The organism is Frigoribacterium sp. VKM Ac-1396 (genome assembly GCF_015350895.1).
In the GTDB taxonomy this organism is placed as follows: Bacteria; Actinomycetota; Actinomycetes; order Actinomycetales; family Microbacteriaceae; genus Frigoribacterium.
Genome location: NZ_JADKSD010000001.1, coordinates 929,058 through 953,510, shown reverse-complemented (window position 1 = coordinate 953,510; position 24,453 = coordinate 929,058). Strand labels below are relative to the sequence as shown.

Here is a 24,453-nt window from a genome sequence, read left to right as displayed (position 1 = left end):
TCTCCGGCAGATGAACGGTCGACCCTGCAGCAAGGTGACGTGCCACGACGAGGCCGTCTCGACGCTGACCTACGTGTACGCCGACTCCATGGTCGTCGTGGGTCCGCTCAGCGGCCGGGTCGAGCCCCACGGGTACGACCTGTGCGCCCGACACGCTGCCTCGCTCTCGGTGCCTCAGGGTTGGCAGGTGCTCCGCCAGGTAGTTTTGGGCCATGACCACTGAGAACGACCCCGTCGACCTGACCGCCTTCGTCAAGACCTACGACGTCCGCGGGCTCGTCGGCAGCCAGTTGACCGAGACCGTGATCGAGGCCTTCGGTGCGGCCTTCGCCGACGAGATCGACGCCGCGGGCCGCGACCTCGTCGTCGGCCACGACATGCGTGACTCGTCGCCGGGCTTCGCGGACGCCTTCGCCCGCGGTGCCCGCGCCCGCGGGGCGAACGTCGTCGCCCTCGGCCTGTGCTCGACCGACGAGTCGTACTTCGCCTCCGGCTCGCTCGACGCCCCCGCCGCCATGTTCACCGCCAGCCACAACCCGGCGACCTACAACGGCATCAAGATGAGCCGGGCCGGTGCCCAGGGCATCAGCCTCGACACCGGGCTGTCCTCGATCCGTGACCGCGCCTCCTCGTTCCTGGCCGACGGCATCGACGCCGTCGACGAGCCCGGCACCGTGCGCGAGCACGACGCCCTGCCCGACTACGCGGCGTACCTGCGCGGTCTCGTCGACCTGTCGGGCATCCGGCCGATCAAGGTCGTCGTCGACGCGGGCAACGGCATGGGCGGCCTGACCGTCCCGGCGGTCCTCGGCGAGGCCGCAGGCCTGCCGAAGCTGCCGATCGAGATCGTCCCGTTGTACTTCGAGCTCGACGGCACGTTCCCGAACCACGAGGCCAACCCGCTCGACCCGGCCAACCTCGTCGACCTGCAGAAGGCCGTCCTCGAGCACGGCGCCGACCTCGGGCTCGCCTTCGACGGCGACGCCGACCGCTGCTTCGTCGTCGACGAGAAGGGCGACGCCGTCACGCCGTCGGCCGTCGCCGCCATCGTCGCGGTCCGCGAGATCGCCCGCGTCCGGGCGGCCGAACCCGACGCCGAGATCGCGGTCATCCACAACCTCATCACCTCACGCGCCGTGCCCGAGGCGATCGAGGCCGCCGGGGCGACGCCGGTGCGCACGCGCGTCGGCCACTCGCTCATCAAGGACGAGATGCGGGCGACCGGGGCCATCTTCGGCGGAGAGCACTCGGCCCACTACTACTTCCGCGACTTCTGGAGCGCCGACAACGGGATGCTCGCGGCGATGCACGTGCTGGCCGAGTTCGGCTCGCAGTCCGAGCCGCTGTCGACCCTCACCGACCGGTACACGCCCTACGCGGCGAGCGGCGAGATCAACTCGACGGTCACCGACGTTCCGGCGGCCTACGCCCGCATCGTCGAGGCCTACACGGGCGTCGGCGACTTCGACGAACTCGACGGCCTGACGGTCAGCGGCTCGTCCGACGACGGGTTCTGGTGGTTCAACGTGCGCCCGTCCAACACCGAGCCGTTGCTCCGACTGAACGCCGAGGCGGCGACGCCCGCCGGCATGGAGCGCGTCCGCGACCACGTGCTGGGTCTGATCCGCGGCTGACCTCGGGTGCCCCGTCGCGGTGCAGCGCCGCGACGGGGCGTACCCCCACGGGGTATCCTGGCGCGAGGTCACGACAGGGTCAGGAGGCGCGGGTGGCGCAACACGGTGAGCCCGCGTCGACGGCGCACGTCGGCTACAGCGGTGACAAGGAGCAGATCGTCAAGCGGCTGCGGCGGGCCGAGGGCCAGGTCCGGGGCATCCAGCGGATGGTCGAGGACGACACCTACTGCATCGACGTGCTGACCCAGGTCAGCGCGGCGACCCGCGCCCTCGAGACCGTGGCCCTGCAACTGCTCGAGGACCACCTCGCCCACTGCGTCGCCCAGGCCGCTCGCGAGGGCGGAGACGTGGCGGACGCCAAGGTGCGCGAGGCGTCGGCGGCGATCGCCCGGCTCGTGCGGTCGTGACCCGCTAGCGACGGCGGGGGAACCCCGGCACGGTCTCGGTGAGGGCCGGGGCGAGGCGGTCGAGCAGGGCCGCCTCGCGGGCGAGGGCCGCGGACTCGCGCTGCCGCCGCAGCGCCGAGACGCCCGCGAGCAGGAACTCCGGCTCGCCGGCGGGCACCGGCGACACGAAGGGCACCGTCTCGGCCGCGAGTTCGGCCGCGACGCGCTGACGGCTGGCCGGCGCGAGCTGGGGTGCCTGCTGCAGGAAGGACGCGATGCGGCGGGCCAGGCCGTCCGGGAGGCGCGCCACGTCGGCGACCTCGGCCCACCCCTGCAGGTGGGCGGGCACGCCGTAGACGACGTGCGTCGCCCGCGGCACCCGTTCGTTGCGGCTGTACGTGCCGGCCATGAGGTCGCCGAGGCGTCGGGACGACCCGTTCAGCAGCGCGACCACGACGGCCAGGCCGCCGCTCGTGAAGACGATCTCGAGCAACCCCACCAGCGCACGGGTGAGGGCGTGACGCAGGCCGATCGCGCCTCCGTCGGTGCGCACGATGCGGGCACCCACGGCCAGCTTGCCGAGGGACCGCCCGTGGCTCGCGGTCTCGACGACCGTCGGCACGACGATGAAGCAGACGGCGATCGACGCCACCAGGAAGGCCTGCGAGAGCGCGTCGTCGAGCACCCCGGCGTCGTTCAGCAGCGAGACGAGCACCAGTGCGCCGACGAGCAGCAGCGCGTAGGCGAGGTAGTCGATCAGCACGCCCGCAGCCCGCAGCACGAAGCTCGTCGGCCGGAGGTCGAGGGCGACGGCCTCGCCCGTGACGAGCTCGTCGCCACCCGCCGTGAAGGCCTCGACCTGGTCGGGGCGCAGCACCACCGGGGAGGCGCCTCGTGCCTTCGTGCGGCGGGACATGCCTATCATCTAAGCAGAATGGACATCGACGCCTACGCCGCCGCCCACGGTCACGACTGGGCCGAGCTCGACCGTCTCGCCCGACGGCGCCGGCTGAGCGGCCCCGAGGCCGACGAACTCGTGAGCCTCTACCAGTCGGGCGCCGGGCAGCTGTCGGCGCTCAAGACCGCCACGGGCGATTCGGTGCCCGCCGACCGGTTGTCGATGTCGCTCTCGAGGGCCCGTCTCAGGTTCACGGGCGCGGGGCGCAACCTGTTCGCCCAACTGCCGGCGTTCTTCGTCGCGCAGCTGCCCGCAGCCCTCTACCGGGTGCGGTGGCTGTCGCTCGTGCTGACGTTCGTGACCATCGTCGTCGCGGCGGTGTTCGCCACGTGGGCGGCGAACACGCCGGCCCTGCTCGCGTCGTTCGGCAGCGAGGAGTTCCGTCGTCAGTTCGCCGAGCAGGACTTCGTGAACTACTACTCCGAGAGCGCGTCGACCTCGTTCACCGGCCAGGTCTGGACGAACAACGCCTACATCGCCGCCCAGTGCGTGGCGTTCGGCATCACCGGGGTGTGGGTGCCGTACGCCATCCTGAGCAACGCGATGAACGTCGGCATCTCGGCCGGACTGATGGCCGACCAGGGCCGACTCGACCAGTTCTTCCTGTACATCGCGCCCCACGGCCAGCTCGAGCTCTACAGCATCTTCGTCGCCGGGGCGGCCGGCCTGATGATCTTCTGGTCCTGGGTGGCCCCCGGTGCTCGCACCCGCGGTCAGGCGCTGGCACAAGACGGTCGGGCGCTCGTGACCATCGCCGTCGGCCTGATGCTGTCACTGCTGGTCTCGGGGGTCATCGAGGGGTTCGTCACGCGGCAGGCGTGGCCGTGGCCGATCAAGATCGGCATCGGGACGGTGGCGCTGCTGGGGTTCCTGGCCTACCAGTGGGTGCTCGGCGGCCGGGCCCACCGGGCCGGGCAGACCGGAGACCTCGACGAGTTCGAGGCGGGGGCCACGCAACTCGTCGCCGACTGACCCGAGGGGCCGGCGCCGGCGTCGGCGCGCTCGGCGCGGAATCGATCCGCGCCGGCCCGATCAGAGCCGACCGGCCGCCTTCAGCGCCAGGTACCGGTCGGCGAGGGCCGGCGGCAGGTCGGCCGGTGCGCCCGTGACGACGTCGGCGCCGACCTGGCGCAGGGCCGCGGCGACGCGGCCCTGGTCGAGGCGGGCCCGCTCGGCGGCGGCGGCCCGGTAGACCTCGTCGCGGTCGCCCCGACGCAGCACGGTCTCGTCGAGTGCGGGGTCGGTGACCGACGCCACCACCACGAGGTGCTGGCGCGTCAGCTGGGGGATGGCCGCGAGCAGCGAGCGCGAGGCGCCCGGGCTGTCCACGGTCGTGGCGAGCACGACCAACGCCCGTCGCGAGGTCACCGACCGGACCAGGGCGGGCACGGCGGCCCAGTCGGTCTCGACGAGTTCGGGTTCGACGGGGGCCATGGTCTCGACCATCGACGAGAGCAGGGCGGGCCCGGTCGTGCCCTGCACCCGACCCCGGACGCGTCGGTCGAAGAGCACCACGTCGACGCGGTCGCCGGCCCGAGAGGCGAGGGCCCCGAGCAGCAGGGCGGACTCGAACGCCGTGTCGAGGCGGGGCTCGTCGTCGATGCGGGCCGCCGAGGTGCGCCCGGTGTCGACCACGACGACGACGCGGCGGTCGCGCTCGGGTCGCCAGGTGCGGACGACGAGGTCGTCGCGGCGAGCCGTCGCCCGCCAGTCGATCGAGCGGACGTCGTCGCCGCGCACGTACTCCCTCAGGCTGTCGAACTCGGTGCCCTGACCCCGGATCATCACGCTGGTGCGTCCGTCGAGCTCGCGGAGGCGGGCCAGTCGGGACGGCAGGTGCTTGCGGGACGAGAAGCGCGGCAGCACCCGCACCGCGCCCGGCACGTCGTGCGTCGCCTGGCGCCCGGCGAGCCGGAGCGGACCGATCGTGCGGACGGTGACCCCGCCGGCACGGCGCTCGCCCCGTCGGAACGGGGTGAGCGTGACGGTGAGGGTCGTCGCGCGGCCCGGTCGCAACGTCACGCGGCGGCGGGTCGGCGTGGCACCGGCCGAGGGTTGCCACGCGTCGCGCAGCAGGCCGCGGAGCGTGCGTCGGCCCTCGTTCACGACGATCAGCCGGGCCGGGGCGCTCTCGCCCAGGCGGACGGCGCCCGGCAGCTCACGGCGCAGCGAGAGGGCGCGCGGGGACGCGGCGAGGGCCACGTCGAGCACCGTGAGGACGGCGACGACCCCCAGCCACCCCACGATCGCCCAGCCGCTGCCCGTCGCGACGACGGGCACGACCCCCAGCGCGACGAGCGCGACGAACCACCCGGTGATCGCCATGGCTAGAGCGGCACCCGGACCTGCTGCAGCACCGACCGGACGATGCCGTCGGCGTCGACGCCCTCGAGCTCGGCCTCGGGGCGCAGCTGCAGGCGGTGTCGCAGCACGGGCAGCGCCATGGCCTGCACGTGGTCGGGGGTGACGTGGTCGAAACCGGTCAGCCAGGCCCACGCCTTCGAGGCCGCGAGCAGGGCCGTCGACCCCCGGGGGCTGACGCCGATCTTGACCGACGGGCTCTCGCGCGTCGCGCGCGCCAGGTCGACCACGTAGGCCAGCACGTCGGGGGAGGCCCCGACCTGGGCCACCTCGGCCTGGGCGCGGGCCAGGTCGTCGGGGCCGAGCACGGGGGTGACGCCCGCGGCCCGGAGGTCGCGCGGCGAGAAGCCCGCGGCGTGACGCGCCAGCACCTCGACCTCGGCGTCGCGGGGCGGCAGGTCGAGGGTGAGCTTCATCAGGAAGCGGTCCAACTGGGCCTCGGGCAGCGTGTAGGTGCCCTCGTACTCGACGGGGTTCATGGTCGCGGCGACCAGGAACGGCGTCGGCAGGGCCCGGCTGACGCCGTCGACCGAGACCTGGCGCTCCTCCATCGCCTCGAGCAGGGCGGACTGGGTCTTGGGCGGCGTGCGGTTGATCTCGTCGGCGAGCAGGACGTTCGTGAAGACCGGACCCGCCCGGAACTCGAACTCGCCCGACTTCGCGTCGTAGACCAGCGACCCGGTGATGTCCCCGGGCATCAGGTCCGGGGTGAACTGGACCCGGGCGGTGTCGAGCGACAGCGAGTGGCTTAGGGCGCGGACGAGCAGGGTCTTCGCGACCCCGGGGACGCCCTCGAGCAGGGCGTGTCCCTGCGCCAGCAGGGTGACGATGAGGCCCGTGACGGCACCGTCCTGGGCCACGACGGCCTTGCCCACCTCGGTGCGCACGCGGGCGAAGGTCTGCTGCAGTTCTGAACTCATCTGGTGGTCTTCTCCGTGGGTGGGATCGGTGCGGGGACGCGGGCGGCGGGGGCGGGCGCAGGAGGCGCGGGGCGGGTCACGACGGAGCCACCGCCCGGCGCACCGCACGCTCGAGGTCGAGCAGGCTGTCGCTGAGCGCCACGAGCTCCCGGTCGTCGACCGGATCGGCGTCGACCAGGACGTGGCGGAGGCCCCTCGGGTCTGCCGCGGTCAGCGTGGCGACGCGTGCGACGATCTCGTCGACCGAGGCGGTCGACGCCAGGCCCGTCACCCGGGCGAGTCGCCCCAGAGTGCCGATGCGGAGCTGGTCGAGGGCGTGGCCTCGCTGCCCCGACCTCTCGTACAGTCGGGCCCGGCCCTCGGTGGTCTCGGACGCCCGGACGGTCACCGGCAGTCGTTCGACGACGAGGGCGCCGAGCCGTCGACCGCGCCAGACCATGGCGGCGACGCCGGCGAGCAGCACGACGACGAGTGACGGGGTCACCCACGAGGGCGTGAGCGTGGCGAGCGTCCCCGAGCCCTCGGGCAGGTCGTCCGCCGAGGGCAGGTACCAGGTCAGGTCGGAGGTCTCGCCCAATAGGGCGAGCGCGAAGGCCGCGTCGTCGTCCGACGCGATCGAGCCGTTGCTGAGCGCGCCGGTCGCTCCCACGACCGTCACCCTCGTGTCGCCGTCCTCGACCTCGACCAGGCCGTAGCCGTCGTCGCTCGGCAGGCAGCGGACGGCCTCCGAGCGGTCGGAGTCGTACGCCACGCCCGTGACGTCGACGCGGGACGCCTGCTGCAGGGCGGGCAGCGCGCACGAGGGCGACGCCGTGGCGTCGGACACCTGGGCGGTCGCGCGGACGTCGGTCGAGAGGCTCTCGAGCGCCGTGGGGCCCGGGGCGAGCAGGACGAGGTGGGAGGCCTCGGCGGCGAGTCGACGCCACTGGTCGGCGACCAGGAACCCGTCGGCGTCGTCCACGACCACCGTTCGGCCGTCGGGGTCGTCCGCGCCGCCGAGCCGGTCGAGGGTCGCGTCGAAGCCCGTCGTCACCGACACGTCCACGCCCTGGCGGCCGAGCACCTCGACGAGCGCCTTCGCCCCACCGGGGGCGGCGTTGGCGGGCCCGAGGGGGCGCCCCTCGCCCGAACCCGACCCGACGACGAGGGCGGCCGCGACCCCGAGCGCCAGCACGACGGCGAGGGCGACCCAGAACCGGGCGCGTCGCAGTGTGGCCCCGAGCGTGGGCGTCGTGACCGTGCCGGTCGCGCCGGCGGGTGTCGTGGTCGTCACGCCTCGACCCGTCGAGACGTCGTGACGCGTCGGTCGAGGTCGACGACCGCCCGGTAGGCCTCGTCGGTGCCCGGCCGGTCGAGGTAGCGGACGCCGTCGAAGGCCGACGCGGCCCCGGCGAAGTCGTCGCGCAGGTCGGGGAACGCCTCACCGGCCCGCCGCGCCACGTCGTTCGCGGTCGTGCCGGGCGAGACCGCGACGTCGCCCCTCTCGTCGAGCGCGCGGGCGATCGCCCGGAACGACTCGGCCACGGCCAGGGTGAGGTCGCCCCGGGCGGCCGCGGCGCGGGCGGCGGTGCGCATCGCCTCGCTTTCGCGCACGTCGTCGTCGCCGAAGAGGACCGGGGCGCGGGTCGACCGCCGGTTGAGCCGCGGCACGCCGTAGACGAGCAGCACGACGACCACGACCACCACGACGACCGCCAGCAGGACGATCAACGCGACGGCCGGGGCGCCCTCGGTGCCTCCGAAGCGGATCGAGCCGAGCCAGTCCCAGAACGCCTGCGCCGCACGGTCGAGCCACGACGGTTGCGCGGCCACGTACTCGGGCTTCGTGAGTTCGCGGAGGACGTCGCGTCGCGCGTCGTCGGCGCCGGGGGTCAGCGGCGGCCCGGCGGCGAAGGGCAGCCCGGTCACCAGCGCGGTGCTTCCGGGGCCCTCGTCGGGACGACCGGGGCGTCGGGCGTGCGGTAGGGGTCCGGCTGCCCGTCGGCGGTGCGTCCGCCGCGTTCGACGTAGCGCACGAGCTCGAGGTCGAGCCCCTCGGTGCGGATGCGGCGGTCGATGTAGACGAGCCCGGCCGACGCCGCCTGCAGCACCGAGCCGATGGCGCCGATGACCGCCGTGATGCCGAGGGTCACGGCGTAGGTGCCGGCGGTCAACGCGACGAACGTCGGATCGGTCACGTCGCCGGTGGGCGCGAGGGTGCCGGTCAGGACGCTGAACAGCACCGAGAAGGGCGTCGCGACGACCTGAGAGGCGATCTGGACCATCAAGAACACGAGCGCGATCACGCCGAAGGTCCGCCAGAAGGAGGTGCGGGTCAGCGACCACGAACGCCTCACCGCGGCGCCCAGGGCCAACCGCTCGAGGACGATCGCACTCGGCACGAGGCTGGTCTTCACGGTCACCCACACCCCGAGGACGAGGAGGCCGAGGCCGAGCAGGACCGCGACGCCGATGCCGATGCCGATGCTCGGGCCCGTGCCGACGGCGACGCCCACGACGACGACCCCGGCGACGAGCGCCAGGGCGACGACGTACGCCGCGGTGAGCAGGGCGGACCAGCCGACGAGGGTGCCGAGACGACCCTTGGCCAGGGCCCAGAGGCCCCCGAGCCGCAGCTTCTCACCGAGCGTCTGACGGGCCGTCTCGAGGACGAACAGCCCTTGGAGCAACGCCGTGACGATCACCTGGAGGGCGATCGGCACCAGGGCCGAGGCGGCCACGATCGCGACGGCCCCGGCGAGGACCGCGTCGCGGTCGCGGGGGAGGGCCTGCTCGACGCGGCCGAAGGCGAGGAAGGCGCTGCCGCCGGTGATCAGCACGGTCACCACCAGCAGCACGACCTGCGACAGCAGGGCCGTCCCGAAGGTGGTGCGCGGGTTGCGCCGGAAGACCTGGAACGAGGCGCCGAGGATCTCGCCGAACGTGAGCGGGCGCAGCGGCACGAGCCCCGGCTTGGGCGGGGGAGCCCAACCGGCCGACTGGGTCGGGCCCACGGGGGGCGGCATCGGAGCGGACGCCGGGCCGCCGGGCGGCGGGCCGGCAGGCACCGGACCGGCGGTCGGCGGTGCGACCCGCTCACCCCAGCGCGGCGGCGATGCGTCGCCTCCCGGCGTGCTCCAGGCGTTCGGATCGCTCATGGTCCCCCTGGTCGTCCTGACCGTGAGGTCGTCCTCACGGGTGCGTTCATGTTTCCACACCGGGCGCAGCGCTGCCAGCCGACCAGCGCCTCCTGGACTAATCTGTCCTGACGTGCCGCCTCCCGAGCGGCCCAGCCCAGACGGAGAACATGAACCCGCGCATCCTCGTGGTCGACGACGACCCGGCGCTCGCCGAGATGATCGGCATCGTCCTTCGCGCCGACGAGTTCGACCCCCACTTCTGCGGCGACGGCAGCGGCGCGCTCGAGGCGTTCCACGAGGCCACGCCCGACCTCGTGCTGCTCGACCTGATGCTGCCGGGCCTCGACGGCATCGAGGTCTGTCGCCTGATCCGTGCCGAGAGCGGCGTCCCGATCATCATGCTCACCGCCAAGGGCGACACCGCCGACGTGGTCAGGGGGCTCGAGAGCGGCGCCGACGACTACGTCGTCAAGCCGTTCAACCCGAAAGAGCTCGTGGCGCGCATCCGCACCCGGTTGCGCCCGGCCACCGAGCCCACCAACGACGTGCTGACGGTCGGCGACCTGCGTCTCGACGTCGCCGCCCACGAGGTGCGACGAGGCGACACGCCCATCGCCCTGACCCCGCTCGAGTTCGAGCTGCTGCTCGCGCTCGCCTCGAAGCCGCAGCAGGTCTTCACGCGAGAGATGCTGCTCGAACAGGTCTGGGGCTACCACTACAAGGCCGACACGCGTCTCGTGAACGTCCACGTGCAGCGGCTCCGGGCCAAGGTCGAGCACGATCCCGACGCGCCGCGCATCGTCACGACCGTGCGCGGCGTGGGCTACCGCGCCGGCGCGGGCTCGTAGCCCGGCGGGTGACGCTCGTGTCGACGGCGGAGAGGCCCGAGCAGGGTCGGCCCGTGCGGTCGGGCGGGGCGTCGTCCTGGCGGCCGCCGGCGTGGCGCACCTGGCCGACCCGGGTCGTCGGGTTCTGGCGGTCGTCCCTGTCGTTCCGGACGGTGGCCCTCACCGTGGTGCTCTCGACCGTGGCCGTGACGATCATCGGCACGCTCATCTCGGTGACGATCGGCACGAGCCTCTACGACCAGCGTCGCGAACAGGTCGAGGCCGAGAGCGTCCGGGCGACCTTGCTGGCGCAGAGCATCTTCGACTCGGCGACCGCGACCGAGGACGCCAACCAGGTCGAGCTCGACGCCCTGCAGAACGAGGCGCAGACGGCCATCCTCGGGTCGACCTCGAGCCCGGGCGGCACGAGCATCGCCATCTTGCGCACCCCGGGGCAGAACAGTCCGCAGACGATCCAGAACATCGCCAGCCCCGACTTCCCCGACTCCGTCATCTCGCCGGCCCTCCGCGAGGCCGTCGCCGCGGACGACGGGCGCCTCTCGACGCAGTCGGTGTCGTTGCCCCCGACGTCGCAGGGCGGCGGGTCTCCCGGCATCGCGGTCGGGTCGACCCTCCAGGTACCCACCGCGGGGCAGTACGAGCTCTACCTCGTCTACGACCTCAGCGACGCGCAGGCCACCCTCGACCTGATGCAGCGGACGCTCGGCATCGGGTCGCTCGCGCTCGTGCTGCTGATCGGCGCGATCACGTACCTCGTGGTGCGCCTCGTCGTCGGGCCGATCCGCACTGCGGCCGAGACGAGCCAGAAGATCGCGGCCGGCCATCTCGAAGAGCGCATCCCCGAGAAGGGGCAGGACGTCGTCGCGACCCTGGGGCGGTCGTTCAACGGCATGGCCGACGCCATGCAGCGCCAGATCTCGCAGCTGGCCGAGCTCTCGCGCGTCCAGCAGCGGTTCGTCAGCGACGTCTCGCACGAGCTCCGCACGCCGCTCACCACGATCCGCCTGGCCGGCGACGTGCTGTACGACCAACGCATGTCGTTCACGCCGTCGGCCGCCCGGACGGCCGAGCTGCTGCACACCCAGGTCGACCGCTTCGAGCTGCTGCTGGCCGACCTGCTCGAGATCTCGCGGTTCGACGCCGGGGCCGTCGAGCTCGAGACCGAACCGGTCACGGTCGCGCGGCTGGTCGAGGACGGCGTCGACGAGTTCGGGCCCCTCGCGGCCGAGTCCGGCAGCGTCGTGTCGGTCGTCGCGAGGGGTGGGTACTTCGAGGCCGAGGTCGACCCCCGACGACTGCGTCGCATCCTCCGCAACCTCCTCGGCAACGCCATCGAGCACGGCGAGGGGCGGCCGATCGAGGTCGAGGTCGACAGCGACGCCTCGGCGGTGGCGGTGGCCGTGCGCGACCACGGCGTGGGCATGAGCCCCGACGACGCGGCCCGGGTGTTCGACCGGTTCTGGCGGGCCGACCCGTCGCGTCGACGCACGATCGGGGGGACGGGCCTCGGGCTGGCCATCAGCCTCGAGGACGCCGCCCTGCACGGCGGGCGGCTCGAGGTGTGGTCGGAGCCGGGGTCGGGCAGTCGCTTCGTCGTCACCCTGCCCCGGGTGGCGGGTGGTCGCCTCGAGGGCTCGCCCCTGCCGGTGGTGCCGCCGGACCGCCGGGGCGAGACGACCGTGCCCGTGACCGGCGAGCCCTGGACGGGTTCGGTCCCCGCCCCCGAGACGACGGCCGTCCCGACGGTGCCGACGCGGGGCACCGATGTCTGAGCGCCGACCGACCCGGCGGACGGGCGGCGCCTCGGCGGCCCTCGCCTCCCTCGTGCTCGCCCTGGTCGCGCTGACCGGTTGCGTCGGCATCCCCGACGGCGGTCAGGTGCAGCAGGGCGACACCGTGAGCGACGACGTCGTGAGCGACTTCGTGTTCCGGCCCAACGGCCCGGTCGCGGGCAGCTCGCAAGAGCGACTGCTGCGGGACTTCCTCTCGGCGGGGACGGGCTCGCAAGACAACTACGGCGTCGCCAGGGAGTTCCTCAGTGCCGGGTTCGCCGACGAGTGGGAGCCCCGGGCGAGCGTGACCATCCGCCCCGGCGTGGGGTCCACCACCCGGGTCGGCGAGTCGACCCTCGACTACGCCTTCGTGGGTTCGGCGACGGTCGACTCGGCGGGTCACTACACCCCGGCCACGTCGTCCACGACGACGACCCTGGCGTTCTCCTTCGTCGAAGAGGGCGACGAGTGGCGCATCAGCGACGCCCCGGACGGCATCGTCCTCTCACCGGCCACCTTCGACTCGGTCTTCCGGGCCCACGCCGCGTACTTCTACGACCCGACCTTCACCTACCTCGTGCCCGACGAGCGGTGGTTCCTCGCGAGGTCGTCGACCAGCACGCGCCTCGCCACCGCGCTGCTCGACGGTCCGTCCGACTGGCTGCAGGGTGCCGTCGTCTCGGCCTTCCCCGAGGGCACCCAGCTGTCGCTGACGGCCATCACGGTCGACGACGGCACGGCGAGGGTCGACCTCACCGCCGACGCCCTCGAGGCGACCCCCGACGCCCGGGCCCGCATGCAGGCGCAGCTGCTGGCGAGCTTCTCGACGTTGGCGACCGTGACCGCCGTCGAGTTGAGCGTCGAGGGTGCGCCGTTGTCGGTCCCGGCGATGCAGCAGCCCGCGCCGGTCCGCGACCCCGCGGTCGACGCCCGGCCCCTCGTGCTGGCCGACGGCGTGCTGGGCTTCGCCACGGCGAGTGCCACGAGCCAGCTGCCGGGGCTCTCGACAGCCGTCGAGGCCCTGCGCCCCCGGTCGGTCGAGCTGTCCTCCGACCAGAGCTCCGCCGCGGTGGGCACGGCCTCCGGCGCGTACGCCGTCACGGCCTCGGGCGGTGCGCGCCTGGTCGACGGTCGGTCGGGTCTCGTGGCTCCCTCGCTCGACGGGGCGGGCTTCGTCTGGTCGCTCGTCGCCGACGACCCGTCGAGCCTCACGGCGTTCTCCTTCGACGGGACGGCGCACCCGGTGGCGACGTCGCTGCCGACGGGCCCGAGCGTGACCACCTTCCGCGTCTCGCGCGACGGCACCCGCGCCCTGCTGCTGCTCGACGACCAGGGTGCGTCGCGCCTCCTCGTGGCCGCGATCGTGCGCGACTCCGACGGCGTCCCGATCCGGCTGGGGCCGCCCCTCGAGCTCTCCGCACCGGACGGTGCCCCGGTGGACGCGACCTGGGCCGACCAGCTCACCGTGGCCGTGCTGACCACCGTGGGCGAGTCGTCCCGCGTGACCACGTCCGAGGTCGGCGGCGACTCGTCGAGCGCCGGGCGTCCGTCGAGCGAGGCGGTGGCCGTGGTCGGCGGCAACGGGCTCGACCGCCTGCTGGTGCTGAGCGCCGACGGCGACGTCCTCGAGCCCCGCGGCAGCAGCTGGCAGGCGACCGGCCTCACGGCCGACCTGCTGGCGACCCAGCGCTGACGAGGGCGTCGGCTCCTCCCCAGGCCGGCCGGGTCACCCGTCGTCCCCGGTCGGCCCCGGGAGGCGCGGTGAGGGTCGCCGGCGCACGTCACGCTGTCGGGGTGCCTCCGTCCTCCCGCCCCCGCCCCCGCCTCCGACGGGCGACCGCGTGGTGCGGCGCCCTCGGGCGGGCGACGCGCGAGGCGCTCTCGGTCGTCTCTCCCGTGTCGTGCGCGGGCTGCCGGGCGCCCGACGTCGCGCTTTGCGTCGACTGCCGCCGCCGTCTCGCCCCCGAGGTCACCCGGGTCGACCTGCCCGACGGGCTGCCCGTGTTCGCCGGCCTCGTCTACGCGTTCGAGGTGAGGGGCGTCGTGCTCGCGTTCAAGAACGGCGGCCGCGTCCGCCTCGCCGAGGCGCTCGCCCCGGCCCTCGCGGCCGCCCTCGAGGGCTGCGCCCGGGTCGTGACGGCCGAGGCCGAGAGGGCGGACGCCGGCGGCGGCGCCGCGCCCGACCTCCCCGTGCTGGTGGTCCCCGTCCCACCGTCCCGCCGGGGGCGACGGCGGCGCGGCTACGACCCGGTCGACCTCGTCCTGCGGCGGCTCGGCCTCACCGTCGGCCGGCGGGTGCTCGTGCCGACGGCGACGGCGGGGGGAGGCCAGAAGGGCCGCGACCGCCAGCAGCGGCTGCGGGCCCGCGAGGGCAGCCTGCGCTGCACGCGAGACCTGGGCGGGCTGCGCGTCGTGCTGGTCGACGACGTCGTGACGACGGGCGGCACCCTGCTCGAGGCGTGCCGTGCCGTCAGGGCACGGGGCGCCGTGGTCGTCGGCGCCGCGTGTCTCGCCGCCACGCCGTCGTGGTCGGGGTCGACGGCGTGACGGCGGTCGGACGCGGCGGAGGGGCGGCCGGGGTCGTGCCGCACCTGTCGATCCGCCGCGCCAGGGTGAACGATGCGTGACACGGGGGTGTCCGCATGGCTACGGTGGGTCGAAAGGCGTGAAAGGACATCCGCCTGGCTGACAGGCGGCACGTCGATAGCCACAGGAGGTCGTCATGGAAATTTCCGTCACGGGTCGAAACGTCGGCATCACCGATCGTTTCCGCGAGTACGCCACCGAGAAGGCCGACAAGGTCGCCGTCCTGGCCACCAAGGCACTGGCGCTCGAGGTCAAGGTCTCGCGGCACCACGAGAAGTCCGGCGGCCAGGCGGGCGACGACCGGGTCGAGCTGACGCTCGTCGGCCCCGGCCCCCTCGTGCGGGCCGAGTCCACGGCGGGCGACAAGTACGCGGCCTTCGACCTCGCGATCGGGCGCCTCCTCGAACGGGTGCGTCGGGCGAAGGACCGGCAGAAGATCCATCGCGGGCAACACCGGCCGACGTCGCTCCGTGAGGCCTCGACGGCCGACTTCAGCGGGGTCGGCGTCACCCCCGCCGCGGCCGAGACCCTCGACCTGGTGCGCACCGGGGCCGTGCCGGTGGTGGGCGACGAGGCCCCCGCCGACGAGTTCGAGGACGACTACTGCCCCGTGGTCATCCGCACCAAGGTGTTCGCCTCGACGCCGATGACGGTCGACGACGCGCTCTACTACATGGAGCTCGTCGGGCACGACTTCTACCTGTTCATCGACGCCGAGACCGAGCGACCGAGCGTCGTCTACCGCCGTAAGGGCTGGGACTACGGCGTGATCGGGCTCGACCAGGACTCGCCCGACCTGCAAGAGGCCGCCACGGCGCTGCGGGCGGGGCTCGCGAGCTGAGCGCCTGAGACGCCCGGTGGTCGACGCCCCGGGAGGCGCAGGGCACGTCCTTGCCGCCTCCCAGGGGGTCGGCCACTACGCTTGCTACGATCGTGGGCCGGTCCAGGACGGACCGTCGACATCTCGGTGCTCCGATGCGGATCACCTCAGCGAGACCGCGGAGCGTTCCGCGGGTTCGACCGAACACATGGGAGCACACCAGTGGCCAACGTCCTCGAGAAGGTCCTCCGCGTCGGCGAGGGCCGCACGCTGCGCAAGCTGAAGGCCTACGCCAAGGCGGTCAACGAGCTCGAAGACGACTTCACGACCCTGACCGACGACGAGTTGCGCAACGAGACCGTCGAGCTGCGCGAGCGCTACGCGTCGGGCGAGTCGCTCGACGACCTGCTGCCCGAGGCCTTCGCCGCGGTGCGCGAGGCGTCCAAGCGCACGCTCGGCCTCCGGCACTTCGACGTGCAGCTCATGGGCGGGGCCGCCCTGCACCTCGGCAACATCGCCGAGATGAAGACCGGTGAGGGCAAGACCCTCGTCGCGACCACGGCGGCGTACCTCAACGCCATCGCCTCGCGCGGCGTGCACGTCATCACGGTCAACGACTTCCTCGCGAGCTACCAGTCCGAGCTGATGGGTCGCGTCTTCCGTGCCCTCGGCATGACGACCGGGTGCATCCTGTCGGGCCAGACCCCGGCCGAGCGCCGCGAGATGTACGCCGCCGACATCACCTACGGCACGAACAACGAGTTCGGCTTCGACTACCTGCGCGACAACATGGCCTGGCAGGCCCAAGACATGGTGCAGCGCGGCCACTTCTTCGCCGTCGTCGACGAGGTCGACTCGATCCTCATCGACGAGGCACGCACCCCCCTCATCATCTCGGGGCCGTCCTCCGGCGAGGCCAACCGGTGGTTCACCGAGTTCGCGACCATCGCGCGTCGCCTCGTGTCGGGCACCGACTACGAGGTCGACGAGAAGAAGCGCACGGTGGGCGTCCTCGAGCCCGGCATCGAGAAGGTCGAGGACTACCTCGGCATCGACAACCTCTACGAGTCGGCGAACACCCCCCTCATCTCGTTCTTGAACAACGCGATCAAGGCAGACGCCCTGTTCAAGCGCGACAAGGACTACGTCGTCATCAACGGCGAGGTGCTGATCGTCGACGAGCACACCGGCCGCATCCTCAGCGGCCGCCGCTACAACGAGGGCATCCACCAGGCCATCGAGGCGAAAGAGGGCGTGTCGGTCAAGGCCGAGAACCAGACCCTCGCGACCGTCACGCTGCAGAACTACTTCCGCCTGTACAAGAAGCTCTCGGGCATGACCGGCACCGCCGAGACCGAGGCCGCCGAGTTCATGAGCACCTACAAGCTCGGCGTCGTGCCCATCCCGACCAACCGGCCGATGCAGCGCATCGACCAGACCGACCTCGTCTACAAGAACGAGACGAGCAAGTTCGACCAGGTCGTCGAAGACATCGTCGAGCGGCACGAGAAGGGTCAGCCCGTGCTCGTCGGCACGACGAGCGTCGAGAAGAGCGAGTACCTCTCGCGCCTGCTCGCCAAGAAGGGCGTCAAGCACGAGGTGCTGAACGCCAAGAACCACGCGCGCGAGGCGGCGATCGTGGCGCAGGCCGGTCGGGCCGGTGCCGTGACCGTGGCCACCAACATGGCCGGTCGTGGCACCGACATCATGCTCGGCGGCAACGCCGAGTTCCTCGCCGTCGCCGAGATGAACTCCAAGGGGCTCAGCCCGGTCGACACCCCCGACGAGTACGAGGCCGCCTGGGACGACGTCTTCACGGCGAAGAAGGCCGCCGTGCAAGAAGAGGCCGAGAAGGTCATCGAGGCCGGCGGTCTCTACGTCCTCGGAACCGAGCGCCACGAGTCGCGCCGCATCGACAACCAGCTGCGTGGTCGCTCCGGTCGCCAGGGCGACCCGGGCGAGAGCCGGTTCTACCTGTCGCTGACCGACGACCTGATGCGCCTGTTCAACTCGGGCGCGGCCGAATCGCTGATGGGGCGCGGCAACGTCCCCGACGACCTGGCCATCGAGAACAAGATCGTCGGGCGGGCGATCCGTTCGGCGCAGTCCCAGGTCGAGTCGCGCAACGCCGAGATCCGCAAGAACGTCCTGAAGTACGACGACGTCCTCAACCGCCAGCGCGAGGCCATCTACGGCGACCGACGGCACATCCTCGAGGGCGACGACCTCAAGGACCGCAGCCAGAAGTTCCTCGAGGACGTCGTGAACGAGGTCATCGACCAGCACACGGGTGACGGCAGCCCCGATGACTGGGACCTCGACGCCCTGTGGACCGAGCTCGGCACCCTCTACCCGATCTCGATCACCATCGACGAGGTCATCACCGAGGCCGGCTCGAAGGGCAAGGCCACGCGGGCCTTCCTCGGCCAAGAGATCCTGTCCGACGCGAAGGTGGCCTACGAGGCCCGCACCGAGGCCCTCGGCGAGTCCGCCATGCGCGAGCTCGAGCGCCGCGTCGTCCTCTCGGTCATCGACCGTCGCTGGCGCGACCACCTCTACGAGATGGACTACCTGAAGGACGGCATCGGCCTCCGGGCCATGGCCCAGCGCGACCCTCTGGTCGAGTACCAGCGCGAGGGTTACGCGCTCTTCCAGAGCATGATGGGGCAGATCCGCGAAGAGACCGTCGGGTTCCTCTTCAACCTCGAGGTCGAGGTGCAGGGGCAGGTCGGTGCCACCGAGGCACCCGTCATCGCGGCCAAGGGCCTCGAGGCCGAGAAGCAGCCGCAGGCGCAGCTCGCCTACTCGGCTCCGAACATCGACGGGGAGGTCGAGGTCCGCAACCAGCGCGGGCAGCTCGAGAAGGGCGCGACCGCCAAGGCCCAGAAGGCGCAGGACGAGGCCGAGCGGTCGACGTCGCCCGAGATCGCCGCGGCACGGGCCGCCGGCGGCCCTGCGGCGCGCGAGGCCGACGAGGGTACCGTCGGTGCCTTCGGGCAGAAGACCGGTGGCGGCGACGCCCCGGTGAACCGCGCCGAACGACGCGCCTCGGGCAAGAAGGGCCGCTGACCCCGCCCCCACCCCCTGACGACGACGCGCCCCCGACACCGGTCGGGGGCGCGTCGTCGTCAGAGCACGTGGACGGCCGTCGCTCGCCAGCGGCGGTCGTAGGTCTCGAGACGGACGGCGACCGCTCGGCTGCGGGCTCGTCCGTGCAGCACGACGACGGCCTCGACGACCCCCTCGACCGGTGAGTCGAGCCGGATGCCGCCGACGGTGAAGGCCGGTCGCCGCACCCGGGACCCGTGCGCCGACCGGGCGCGGGCGGCGAGGACGACGCGGGTGTGCAGGGTGCGGTAGACGTCTTCGGTGACCCAGCGCGAGACCTGGTCGAGGTCTCGCGCCCCGGCGAGGATCTCGACGACGCACCGCACGAGGTTTTCGACGAGCAGGGCGGGATCGTCCGGGAACGGTGACGAGGCCGGTGACCTGCTCGCCCGTCGACCGACGGCCGGGGTGACGTGGTCGGAGGCCGCGACGCCGACGACGGCAGCGTCGTCGGCGACGGCGGCGTCGTGCTCGACGTCGTCGCGCCGCCGGGGCGGGCTCTCGAGAGGCGGGACGGGCCGGAGGTGCGGCCGCGACGGCGTCTCGGGGACGAGGGGGTCGCCGAGGGGTTCGGCGAGGGCGAGGGCGTGGTGGTTCGAGGGCATCGGCAGTCTTCCTGTTCACGATCATCCGGGCATGTTCCGAAGATATGACATGTGAGATGGCGAAACCAGACCGACTCGACGGTCTGTGGAGAACCCGTCCGGGCGCCGCGGCTGCGCGGGGGCGAGGGGCGTCACGGCTGCGACCGTCGACCTAGACTGATCGGGTGTCGACGCTCAGTGATCTCGTTCTCGCCCAGGGCCTCTCGAGCGAGGTGGACGTCGAGTGGCTGCACCTGCTGGTGGGGGACTGGCAGTTGCTCGCCGACCTGGCCTTCGCCGACATCGTGCTCTGGGTGCCCACGCAGACCGGCAGCTTCGTCGCGGTGGCGCACGCCCGGCCGTCCAGCTCGGCCACGCTCTTCTACCGCGACTTCGTCGGGCAAGAGGTGCGCACCGAGTGGCGTGACCAGATCGAGCAGGCGTTCACCACGACCCGCATCGTCGACTCGGCCGCACCCGACTGGTACGAAGAGACGCCCACGCGCGTGCGGGCCGTCCCCGTGCTGCGGCGCCTCGGGGCCAGCCGTCCCGACGTCACCGACGCCCCGATCGCGATCATCACGCGGCACACGAACCTCAGCGAGGCCCGCACCCCGAGCCGACAAGAGCTGACCTTCAACCAGTGCTCCAACGACCTCTTCGCGATGATCGCCGCCGGCGACTTCCCCGACCTCGGGGCACCGACGGGTCCGCGACGGGGCGCACCCCGCGCCTCCGACGGGTTGCTGCGTCTCGACGTCGACGGCATGGTGACCTTCGCGAGCCCCAACGGGCTGTCGGCCTTCAACCGGATGGGGTTCGCCGGCGAGCTCGAGGGCGAGTCGCTGGCCGAGGTCACGACGGGGCTGCTCGCCGGCAAGCTCGTCATCGACGAGTCCCTGCCCCTGGTCGTCACGGGCCGGGCCCCGTGGCGCACCGACATCGAGGCGCGCGGGGTCACCGTGTCGCTGCGGGCCATCCCCCTGCGTGACCGGGGCGAGCGCGTCGGGGCGATCGTGCTCTGCCGCGACGTGACCGAACTGCGCCACCAGGAGCGCGAGCTGATCACCAAGGACGCGACGATCCGCGAGATCCACCACCGCGTCAAGAACAACCTTCAGACGGTCGCGTCGCTGCTGCGCATCCAGGCTCGTCGCACGCGCACCGACGTCGCCCGCGAGGCGCTGACGCAGGCCATGCGACGGGTGCAGTCCATCGCCGTCGTGCACGACACCCTGTCCGAGGGGCTCAGTCAGAACGTCGACTTCGACACGGTCTTCGACCGGGTGCTCATGCTCATCGCCGAGGTCGCGTCGAGCCACAACACCACGGTGCGGCCCACCATGACGGGCAGCTTCGGCGCCCTGCCGAGCGAGTACGCGACGCCGTTGGCCCTGGCCCTGACCGAACTCGTCACGAACGCGGTCGAGCACGGGCTCGACGGTCGCGACGGCGAGGTCGAGATCGTCGCCGACCGCCGTGCCGAAGAACTCACCGTCAAGGTGCGTGACAACGGCGTGGGGCTGCCCGAGGGCAAGGTCGGCTCGGGCCTCGGCACCCAGATCGTCCGCACGCTGATCCAGGGCGAGCTCGGCGGCACGATCGACTGGCACACCCTCGTCGGCAACGGCACCGAGGTCACCATCGAGATCCCGTTCCGCTGGCTGACCCAGCCCTGAGACGGCCTCGACCCGGCCCGGACGCGACGAAGCCCGGCACCTGAGATCAGGTGCCGGGCTTCGTCATCGGCCACGAGGCCGGGTGTCGGATCAGCTGGCGCGACGGGCGCGAGCGGCGCGACGCTTGAGGGCGCGACGCTCGTCTTCGCTCAGGCCGCCCCAGACGCCCGAGTCCTGTGAGGTCTCGAGCGCGTACTGCAGGCAGGTCTCGGTGACGGTGCAGCGTCCGCACACGGCCTTCGCCTTGTCGATCTGGTCGACGGCGGGGCCGGTGTTGCCGACGGGGAAGAAGAGCTCCGGGTCAGCCTGCAGGCAAGCGGCTTTGTCACGCCAATCCATCGATGGGTACTCCTTAAAGATGCAGAACCAGGCACGTCGAGGCGCCTGGTTCGTGGTGGGGAAAGAAAAGAATTCGGGAGGCGCGCACCGCAATGTGCACGTCACTTCGACCTCGAATATGGTCGCATACTGGTACGGCCAAATCAAGGGATTTCCGGGAGGCTCACACGTGACGACAGCAGGCACCGACGGCCCCCGAGACGAGACCGGTCGGTCTGCCGAGACGCGTCGACCCGCCCTGCTCTGGGTCGTGATCGTCCTGCTGGTCGGTGAGTTCTTGCTCATCGCGGCGACCGCGGTCTTCTTGCTCGTCGAGCTGCTCGTCGCCCGCCCCGACTCGTACCCGTCGGCCGTCGCGATCGTCGTGCTGACGTTGCTCGCCACCGCCTGGCTCGCCTCGATCGTGCTCGGAGCGCTGCGCGGCCGGGCCTGGATCCGCGGGGCCGCGATCGTCTGGCAGGTGCTGCAGTTCGCCGTCGGCATCGGCAGCCTGCAAGGGGTCTTCGCCAACCCGACCGTCGGCGTCGCGCTCATCGTGCCGGCCGTCGCCGTCGTGGGCCTGCTGCTCGTGCCGTCGGTCGTCGCCGCGACCTCGGCCCGCGACCAGGAGCCGCACGTCTACTGACCCCGAGCCCTGCCCGAGGTGGCCGAGCAAGCGCAGGAGGCGCCGTGCCGGTCTCGAGGACCGGCACCGCGCCTCCTGCGCTCACCTCGCCGACGAGCCTCAGTCGAGGCCGAGCTTCTTGCGCAACGACGCCACGTGCCCCGTCGCCTTGACGTTGTAGAGCGGCAGCTCGACGGCACCCTGCTCGTCGACGACGAACGTCGACCGGATCGTGCCCGTCACCATGCGTCCGTACGAGTTCTTCTCGCCGTAGGCGCCGTACGCCTCGTGCACCGTCAGGTCGGGGTCGCTCAACAGGGGGAAGTTCAGCCCCTGCTCGTCCTTGAACGCCTGCAACGCCGCGGGCTCGTCCTTCGAGACGCCCAGCACCTGGTAACCCGACGATTTCAGCGAGTTGATGTTGTCGCGGAAGTCACACGCCTCGGTCGTGCACCCCGGCGTCGACGCCGCCGGGTAGAAGTACACGATGACCTTCTGCCCCGAGTAGTCGGCGAGCGACACGGGCGAACCGTTCTCGTCGTCGAGGGTGAACGTCGGCGCCGCAGCGCCCTTCTCGAGCTTCGTGGACATGGTGCTCCGATCTGCGGGCGCCCCGATGGCGCCGGTGGTTCTGAGGGGGTCAGAACTCATGCTAGAGTCATTCCTCGTTGCGGCACGCGCCGCAGCTCGCACCTCTAGCTCAATTGGCAGAGCAACTGACTCTTAATCAGTGGGTTCTCGGTTCAAGTCCGAGGGGGTGCACCACAGAAGGCCCGGTCAGACGCATCATCTGACCGGGCCTTCGTCGTCGGTGCACACGTGGGTGTATCCGTTCCGCGATCCAGCCCGGCGGGAACCACGTCGGAGGCGACGGAGGCGCGGGCGACCTCGAGGGTCGACCCGCCCCTCCTCGGGGTGGTCGCGCCTACTGCCCGTCGCGGGGGACCTGCGAGGCCGCGTCGCGACCGGTCACGGGGTAGGGGCCGGTCATGCCCTCGCGCAGGCGCGCGGCGGCGAGGATGCGGTCGCGCTGCAGGTGCCAGCCGAGCATCAGCAGCGGGATGATCACGACGAGCGACATGACGGTGAACGACCCGATCGGCCAGTCGATCGCCATCAGGACGATGACCGCCGCCAGGAAGGCCAGCGTCAGGTAGCTCGTGACCGGCGCACCGGGCAGCTTGAACGAGGGCTCCTTCGCCTTGCCCTGCTTCGCCCACTGGCGCAGCCGCATCTGGCACAGGATGATCGTGCCCCATGCGGTCAGGATGCCGAGCGAGGCGATGTTGAGGACGATCTCGAAGGCCGTGTTCGCGCCGACGATCGCGTTCAGCACCACGCCCAGCAGGGTGATGCTCGCGGTCAGCAGGATGCCGCCGAACGGCACGCCGCCCTTCGACATCTTCGTCGTGAACTTCGGCGCCGAGCCGTTCATGCCCATCGAGTGCAGCACGCGACCGGTCGAGTAGAGGCCGGCGTTCAGGCTCGAGAGCGCCGCCGTCACCACGACGAAGTTCATGATCGAGCCGGCGATCTCGCCGACCTCGGGGCTGCCGATGCTGCCGAAGAACGTGACGAACGGGCTCTCGCCCGCCTTGTAGGCCGTGTAGGGCAGCAGCAGCGACAGCAGCACGAGCGAACCGACGTAGAACACGGCGATGCGGATGATCACCGTGTTGATCGCGCGGGGCACGACCTTCTCGGGGTTCTGCGTCTCACCCGACGCCGTGCCCACGAGTTCGATCGCGGCGTAGGCGAAGACGACGCCCTGCACGACGATCACCGCGGGCAGCAGGCCGTTCGGCAGGATGCCCGAGGCGGCGACGAGCCCCCATCCGGTGTCGACGGCGGCACCGTCCTGGGTCACCGGGAACGCCGCGGCGAGCCACACGACGCCGACCACGAGGAACACCACGAGGGCCGCGACCTTGATGATGGCGAACCAGAACTCCATCTCGCCGAAGACCTTGACGGCCAGCAGGTTGACCGAGAGCACGACGGCCAGCGCGACCAGGGCCAGCAGCCAGTCGGGCGCGGCCGTGAAGGCCGACCAGTAGTGCAGGTAGAGGGCGACCGCGGTGACGTCGACGATCGCGGTCATGGCCCAGTTCAAGAAGTACATCCAGCCGGCCGCGTAGGCGAACTTCTCGCCGAAGAACTCGCGGGCGTACGAGACGAACGAGCCGGACGACGGGCGGTGCAGCACCAGCTCGCCGAGGGCGCGCAAGATGAAGAAGGCGAACACGCCGCAGATCGCGAAGACGATCGCGAGCGCCGGGCCCGCCGACGCCAGGCGTCCGCCGGCGCCGAGGAAGAGCCCCGTGCCGATGGCACCGCCGATGGCGATCATCTGCAGCTGGCGTGGCTTCAACCCGTGCTGGAAGCCCTCTTGTTCGTGCGAGAAGTCTTGGGGCAGGTGCGTCTCGGTCGAGGCGTCGCCGCCCCCGTTCGTGGGACTCGTCATCGGTCGACCGTAGCCCCTATCGGGTCCGGCTGCGTGGCGACCGGCCGCCGGGTGAACCCCCAGGAGGCGCGGGGCCGATTCACACGCGGGTAACGAAAGAGTGACGATCACGATCCCCATGGGTACGGGCGACACGCCGTGGCGGGGTACGTCCCGGGTCCCCTCGGTGGAGGGTCCTCGGTCAGATGGGCGACAGATGTCGGCTACGGTCGTGGAGGCCCGGAAGCACCGGGCCCGTCATCATCAGGACGCGCAGACCGGTGGTCCGACC

At 72.0% G+C, this 24,453-nt stretch carries 22 protein-coding genes and 1 tRNA gene; 13 read left to right on the top strand and 10 right to left on the bottom strand.

The features are described from left to right. Positions 1 to 10: 10 nt before the first annotated feature. The 3 genes from ITJ55_RS04430 to ITJ55_RS04420 all read left to right on the top strand — a co-directional run bounded on the left by ITJ55_RS04430 (position 11) and on the right by ITJ55_RS04420 (position 2,041). Positions 11 to 223: a DUF3499 family protein gene (locus tag ITJ55_RS04430; RefSeq protein WP_194594238.1), complete on the top strand. Its 213-nt coding sequence runs from the start codon at positions 11 to 13 to the stop codon at positions 221 to 223. Further along, positions 213 to 1,634: a phosphomannomutase/phosphoglucomutase gene (locus ITJ55_RS04425; RefSeq protein ID WP_194594237.1), complete on the top strand. Its 1,422-nt coding sequence runs from the start codon at positions 213 to 215 to the stop codon at positions 1,632 to 1,634. The genes ITJ55_RS04430 and ITJ55_RS04425 overlap by 11 nt, the downstream gene beginning before the upstream one ends. 155 nt (positions 1,635 to 1,789) lie before the next feature. After that, the gene (locus ITJ55_RS04420; protein WP_233568399.1) at positions 1,790 to 2,041 is read left to right on the top strand and encodes a metal-sensitive transcriptional regulator; all 252 of its coding nucleotides are present in this window, start codon (positions 1,790 to 1,792) and stop codon (positions 2,039 to 2,041) included. A 4-nt stretch (positions 2,042 to 2,045) separates the two neighbouring features. Here ITJ55_RS04420 and ITJ55_RS04415 read toward each other — a convergent pair whose 3' ends face one another. Next, positions 2,046 to 2,936: an RDD family protein gene (locus ITJ55_RS04415; protein ID WP_194594235.1), complete on the bottom strand. Its 891-nt coding sequence runs from the start codon at positions 2,934 to 2,936 to the stop codon at positions 2,046 to 2,048. An 18-nt stretch (positions 2,937 to 2,954) separates the two neighbouring features. On the opposite strand from ITJ55_RS04415, the gene ITJ55_RS04410 reads away from it, so the two are divergent. Further along, positions 2,955 to 3,950, top strand: coding sequence for a stage II sporulation protein M (locus tag ITJ55_RS04410; protein WP_194594234.1), 996 nt, complete (start codon positions 2,955 to 2,957; stop codon positions 3,948 to 3,950). A gap of 60 nt (positions 3,951 to 4,010) precedes the next feature. Here ITJ55_RS04410 and ITJ55_RS04405 read toward each other — a convergent pair whose 3' ends face one another. The 5 genes from ITJ55_RS04405 to ITJ55_RS04385 form a co-directional block, all read right to left on the bottom strand. Continuing rightward, the gene (locus ITJ55_RS04405; RefSeq protein ID WP_194594233.1) at positions 4,011 to 5,303 is read right to left on the bottom strand and encodes a DUF58 domain-containing protein; all 1,293 of its coding nucleotides are present in this window, start codon (positions 5,301 to 5,303) and stop codon (positions 4,011 to 4,013) included. A 2-nt stretch (positions 5,304 to 5,305) separates the two neighbouring features. Next, positions 5,306 to 6,259, bottom strand: coding sequence for a MoxR family ATPase (locus tag ITJ55_RS04400; RefSeq protein ID WP_194594232.1), 954 nt, complete (start codon positions 6,257 to 6,259; stop codon positions 5,306 to 5,308). Positions 6,260 to 6,335: 76 nt separating this feature from the next. Continuing rightward, complete coding sequence (locus ITJ55_RS04395) at positions 6,336 to 7,532, bottom strand: DUF4350 domain-containing protein (RefSeq protein WP_194594231.1); 1,197 nt, start codon at positions 7,530 to 7,532, stop codon at positions 6,336 to 6,338. After that, positions 7,529 to 8,167 (bottom strand): DUF4129 domain-containing protein, encoded by a 639-nt coding sequence (locus tag ITJ55_RS04390; protein ID WP_194594230.1) that lies wholly within the window; start codon positions 8,165 to 8,167, stop codon positions 7,529 to 7,531. Before ITJ55_RS04390 ends, ITJ55_RS04395 begins: the two co-directional genes overlap by 4 nt. Next, positions 8,164 to 9,252, bottom strand: coding sequence for a hypothetical protein (locus ITJ55_RS04385; protein WP_194594229.1), 1,089 nt, complete (start codon positions 9,250 to 9,252; stop codon positions 8,164 to 8,166). Before ITJ55_RS04385 ends, ITJ55_RS04390 begins: the two co-directional genes overlap by 4 nt. Positions 9,253 to 9,545: 293 nt before the next feature. On the opposite strand from ITJ55_RS04385, the gene mtrA reads away from it, so the two are divergent. The 6 genes from mtrA (at position 9,546) to secA (ending at position 18,473) form a co-directional block, all read left to right on the top strand. Then, entirely contained in the window at positions 9,546 to 10,226 is a 681-nt protein-coding gene (gene mtrA, locus ITJ55_RS04380; RefSeq protein ID WP_056257433.1) for an MtrAB system response regulator MtrA, read from the top strand. 53 nt (positions 10,227 to 10,279) lie between these two features. Beyond that, positions 10,280 to 11,998, top strand: a complete 1,719-nt coding sequence (gene mtrB / locus ITJ55_RS04375) for an MtrAB system histidine kinase MtrB (RefSeq protein ID WP_194594228.1) — start codon at positions 10,280 to 10,282, stop codon at positions 11,996 to 11,998. Then, positions 11,991 to 13,691: an LpqB family beta-propeller domain-containing protein gene (locus ITJ55_RS04370; RefSeq protein ID WP_194594227.1), complete on the top strand. Its 1,701-nt coding sequence runs from the start codon at positions 11,991 to 11,993 to the stop codon at positions 13,689 to 13,691. The genes mtrB and ITJ55_RS04370 overlap by 8 nt, the downstream gene beginning before the upstream one ends. Before the next feature lie 101 nt (positions 13,692 to 13,792). Beyond that, on the top strand, positions 13,793 to 14,545 hold the full coding sequence (locus ITJ55_RS04365) for a phosphoribosyltransferase family protein (protein WP_194594226.1): 753 nt from the start codon (positions 13,793 to 13,795) through the stop codon (positions 14,543 to 14,545). Between the two features lie 175 nt (positions 14,546 to 14,720). Beyond that, positions 14,721 to 15,425 (top strand): ribosome hibernation-promoting factor, HPF/YfiA family, encoded by a 705-nt coding sequence (hpf, locus tag ITJ55_RS04360; RefSeq protein ID WP_194594225.1) that lies wholly within the window; start codon positions 14,721 to 14,723, stop codon positions 15,423 to 15,425. A 201-nt stretch (positions 15,426 to 15,626) separates the two neighbouring features. Beyond that, complete coding sequence (gene secA, locus ITJ55_RS04355; protein ID WP_194594224.1) at positions 15,627 to 18,473, top strand: preprotein translocase subunit SecA; 2,847 nt, start codon at positions 15,627 to 15,629, stop codon at positions 18,471 to 18,473. Between the two features lie 59 nt (positions 18,474 to 18,532). Here secA and ITJ55_RS15900 read toward each other — a convergent pair whose 3' ends face one another. Beyond that, positions 18,533 to 19,117, bottom strand: a complete 585-nt coding sequence (locus ITJ55_RS15900) for an Rv3235 family protein (protein ID WP_228497565.1) — start codon at positions 19,115 to 19,117, stop codon at positions 18,533 to 18,535. A 164-nt stretch (positions 19,118 to 19,281) separates the two neighbouring features. Between ITJ55_RS15900 and ITJ55_RS04345 the strand changes: the two genes are divergently transcribed. After that, positions 19,282 to 20,775: a sensor histidine kinase gene (locus tag ITJ55_RS04345; protein ID WP_056257421.1), complete on the top strand. Its 1,494-nt coding sequence runs from the start codon at positions 19,282 to 19,284 to the stop codon at positions 20,773 to 20,775. A 90-nt stretch (positions 20,776 to 20,865) separates the two neighbouring features. Here the strand turns inward: ITJ55_RS04345 and ITJ55_RS04340 are convergent, their stop codons facing one another. After that, the gene (locus ITJ55_RS04340) at positions 20,866 to 21,114 is read right to left on the bottom strand and encodes a WhiB family transcriptional regulator (protein ID WP_043594001.1); all 249 of its coding nucleotides are present in this window, start codon (positions 21,112 to 21,114) and stop codon (positions 20,866 to 20,868) included. Between the two features lie 169 nt (positions 21,115 to 21,283). Between ITJ55_RS04340 and ITJ55_RS04335 the strand changes: the two genes are divergently transcribed. Beyond that, positions 21,284 to 21,739 (top strand): hypothetical protein, encoded by a 456-nt coding sequence (locus tag ITJ55_RS04335; RefSeq protein WP_194594223.1) that lies wholly within the window; start codon positions 21,284 to 21,286, stop codon positions 21,737 to 21,739. Positions 21,740 to 21,838: 99 nt separating this feature from the next. Here ITJ55_RS04335 and bcp read toward each other — a convergent pair whose 3' ends face one another. After that, on the bottom strand, positions 21,839 to 22,309 hold the full coding sequence (gene bcp, locus ITJ55_RS04330) for a thioredoxin-dependent thiol peroxidase (RefSeq protein ID WP_194594222.1): 471 nt from the start codon (positions 22,307 to 22,309) through the stop codon (positions 21,839 to 21,841). A gap of 98 nt (positions 22,310 to 22,407) precedes the next feature. Between bcp and ITJ55_RS04325 the strand changes: the two genes are divergently transcribed. Then, positions 22,408 to 22,483: transfer RNA gene (locus ITJ55_RS04325), tRNA-Lys, on the top strand. A gap of 160 nt (positions 22,484 to 22,643) precedes the next feature. On the opposite strand, the gene ITJ55_RS04320 is transcribed toward ITJ55_RS04325, so the two are convergent. Next, entirely contained in the window at positions 22,644 to 24,182 is a 1,539-nt protein-coding gene (locus ITJ55_RS04320; protein WP_056257406.1) for an amino acid permease, read from the bottom strand. Between the last annotated feature and the right edge of the window lie 271 nt (positions 24,183 to 24,453).

Excerpts from the sequence above, each read along its gene's own strand:
- ITJ55_RS04430 (WP_194594238.1), top strand. The coding sequence starts at position 11 with ATGAACGGTCGACCCTGCAGCAAGGTGACGTGCCACGACGAGGCCGTC.
- ITJ55_RS04425 (WP_194594237.1), top strand. The coding sequence starts at position 213 with ATGACCACTGAGAACGACCCCGTCGACCTGACCGCCTTCGTCAAGACC.
- ITJ55_RS04415 (WP_194594235.1), bottom strand. The coding sequence starts at position 2,936 with ATGTCCCGCCGCACGAAGGCACGAGGCGCCTCCCCGGTGGTGCTGCGC.
- ITJ55_RS04410 (WP_194594234.1), top strand. The coding sequence starts at position 2,955 with ATGGACATCGACGCCTACGCCGCCGCCCACGGTCACGACTGGGCCGAG.
- ITJ55_RS04405 (WP_194594233.1), bottom strand. The coding sequence starts at position 5,303 with ATGGCGATCACCGGGTGGTTCGTCGCGCTCGTCGCGCTGGGGGTCGTG.
- ITJ55_RS04400 (WP_194594232.1), bottom strand. The coding sequence starts at position 6,259 with ATGAGTTCAGAACTGCAGCAGACCTTCGCCCGCGTGCGCACCGAGGTG.
- mtrA (WP_056257433.1), top strand. The coding sequence starts at position 9,546 with ATGAACCCGCGCATCCTCGTGGTCGACGACGACCCGGCGCTCGCCGAG.
- ITJ55_RS04370 (WP_194594227.1), top strand. The coding sequence starts at position 11,991 with ATGTCTGAGCGCCGACCGACCCGGCGGACGGGCGGCGCCTCGGCGGCC.
- hpf (WP_194594225.1), top strand. The coding sequence starts at position 14,721 with ATGGAAATTTCCGTCACGGGTCGAAACGTCGGCATCACCGATCGTTTC.
- ITJ55_RS15900 (WP_228497565.1), bottom strand. The coding sequence starts at position 19,117 with ATGCCCTCGAACCACCACGCCCTCGCCCTCGCCGAACCCCTCGGCGAC.
- ITJ55_RS04340 (WP_043594001.1), bottom strand. The coding sequence starts at position 21,114 with ATGGATTGGCGTGACAAAGCCGCTTGCCTGCAGGCTGACCCGGAGCTC.
- bcp (WP_194594222.1), bottom strand. The coding sequence starts at position 22,309 with ATGTCCACGAAGCTCGAGAAGGGCGCTGCGGCGCCGACGTTCACCCTC.
- ITJ55_RS04320 (WP_056257406.1), bottom strand. The coding sequence starts at position 24,182 with ATGACGAGTCCCACGAACGGGGGCGGCGACGCCTCGACCGAGACGCAC.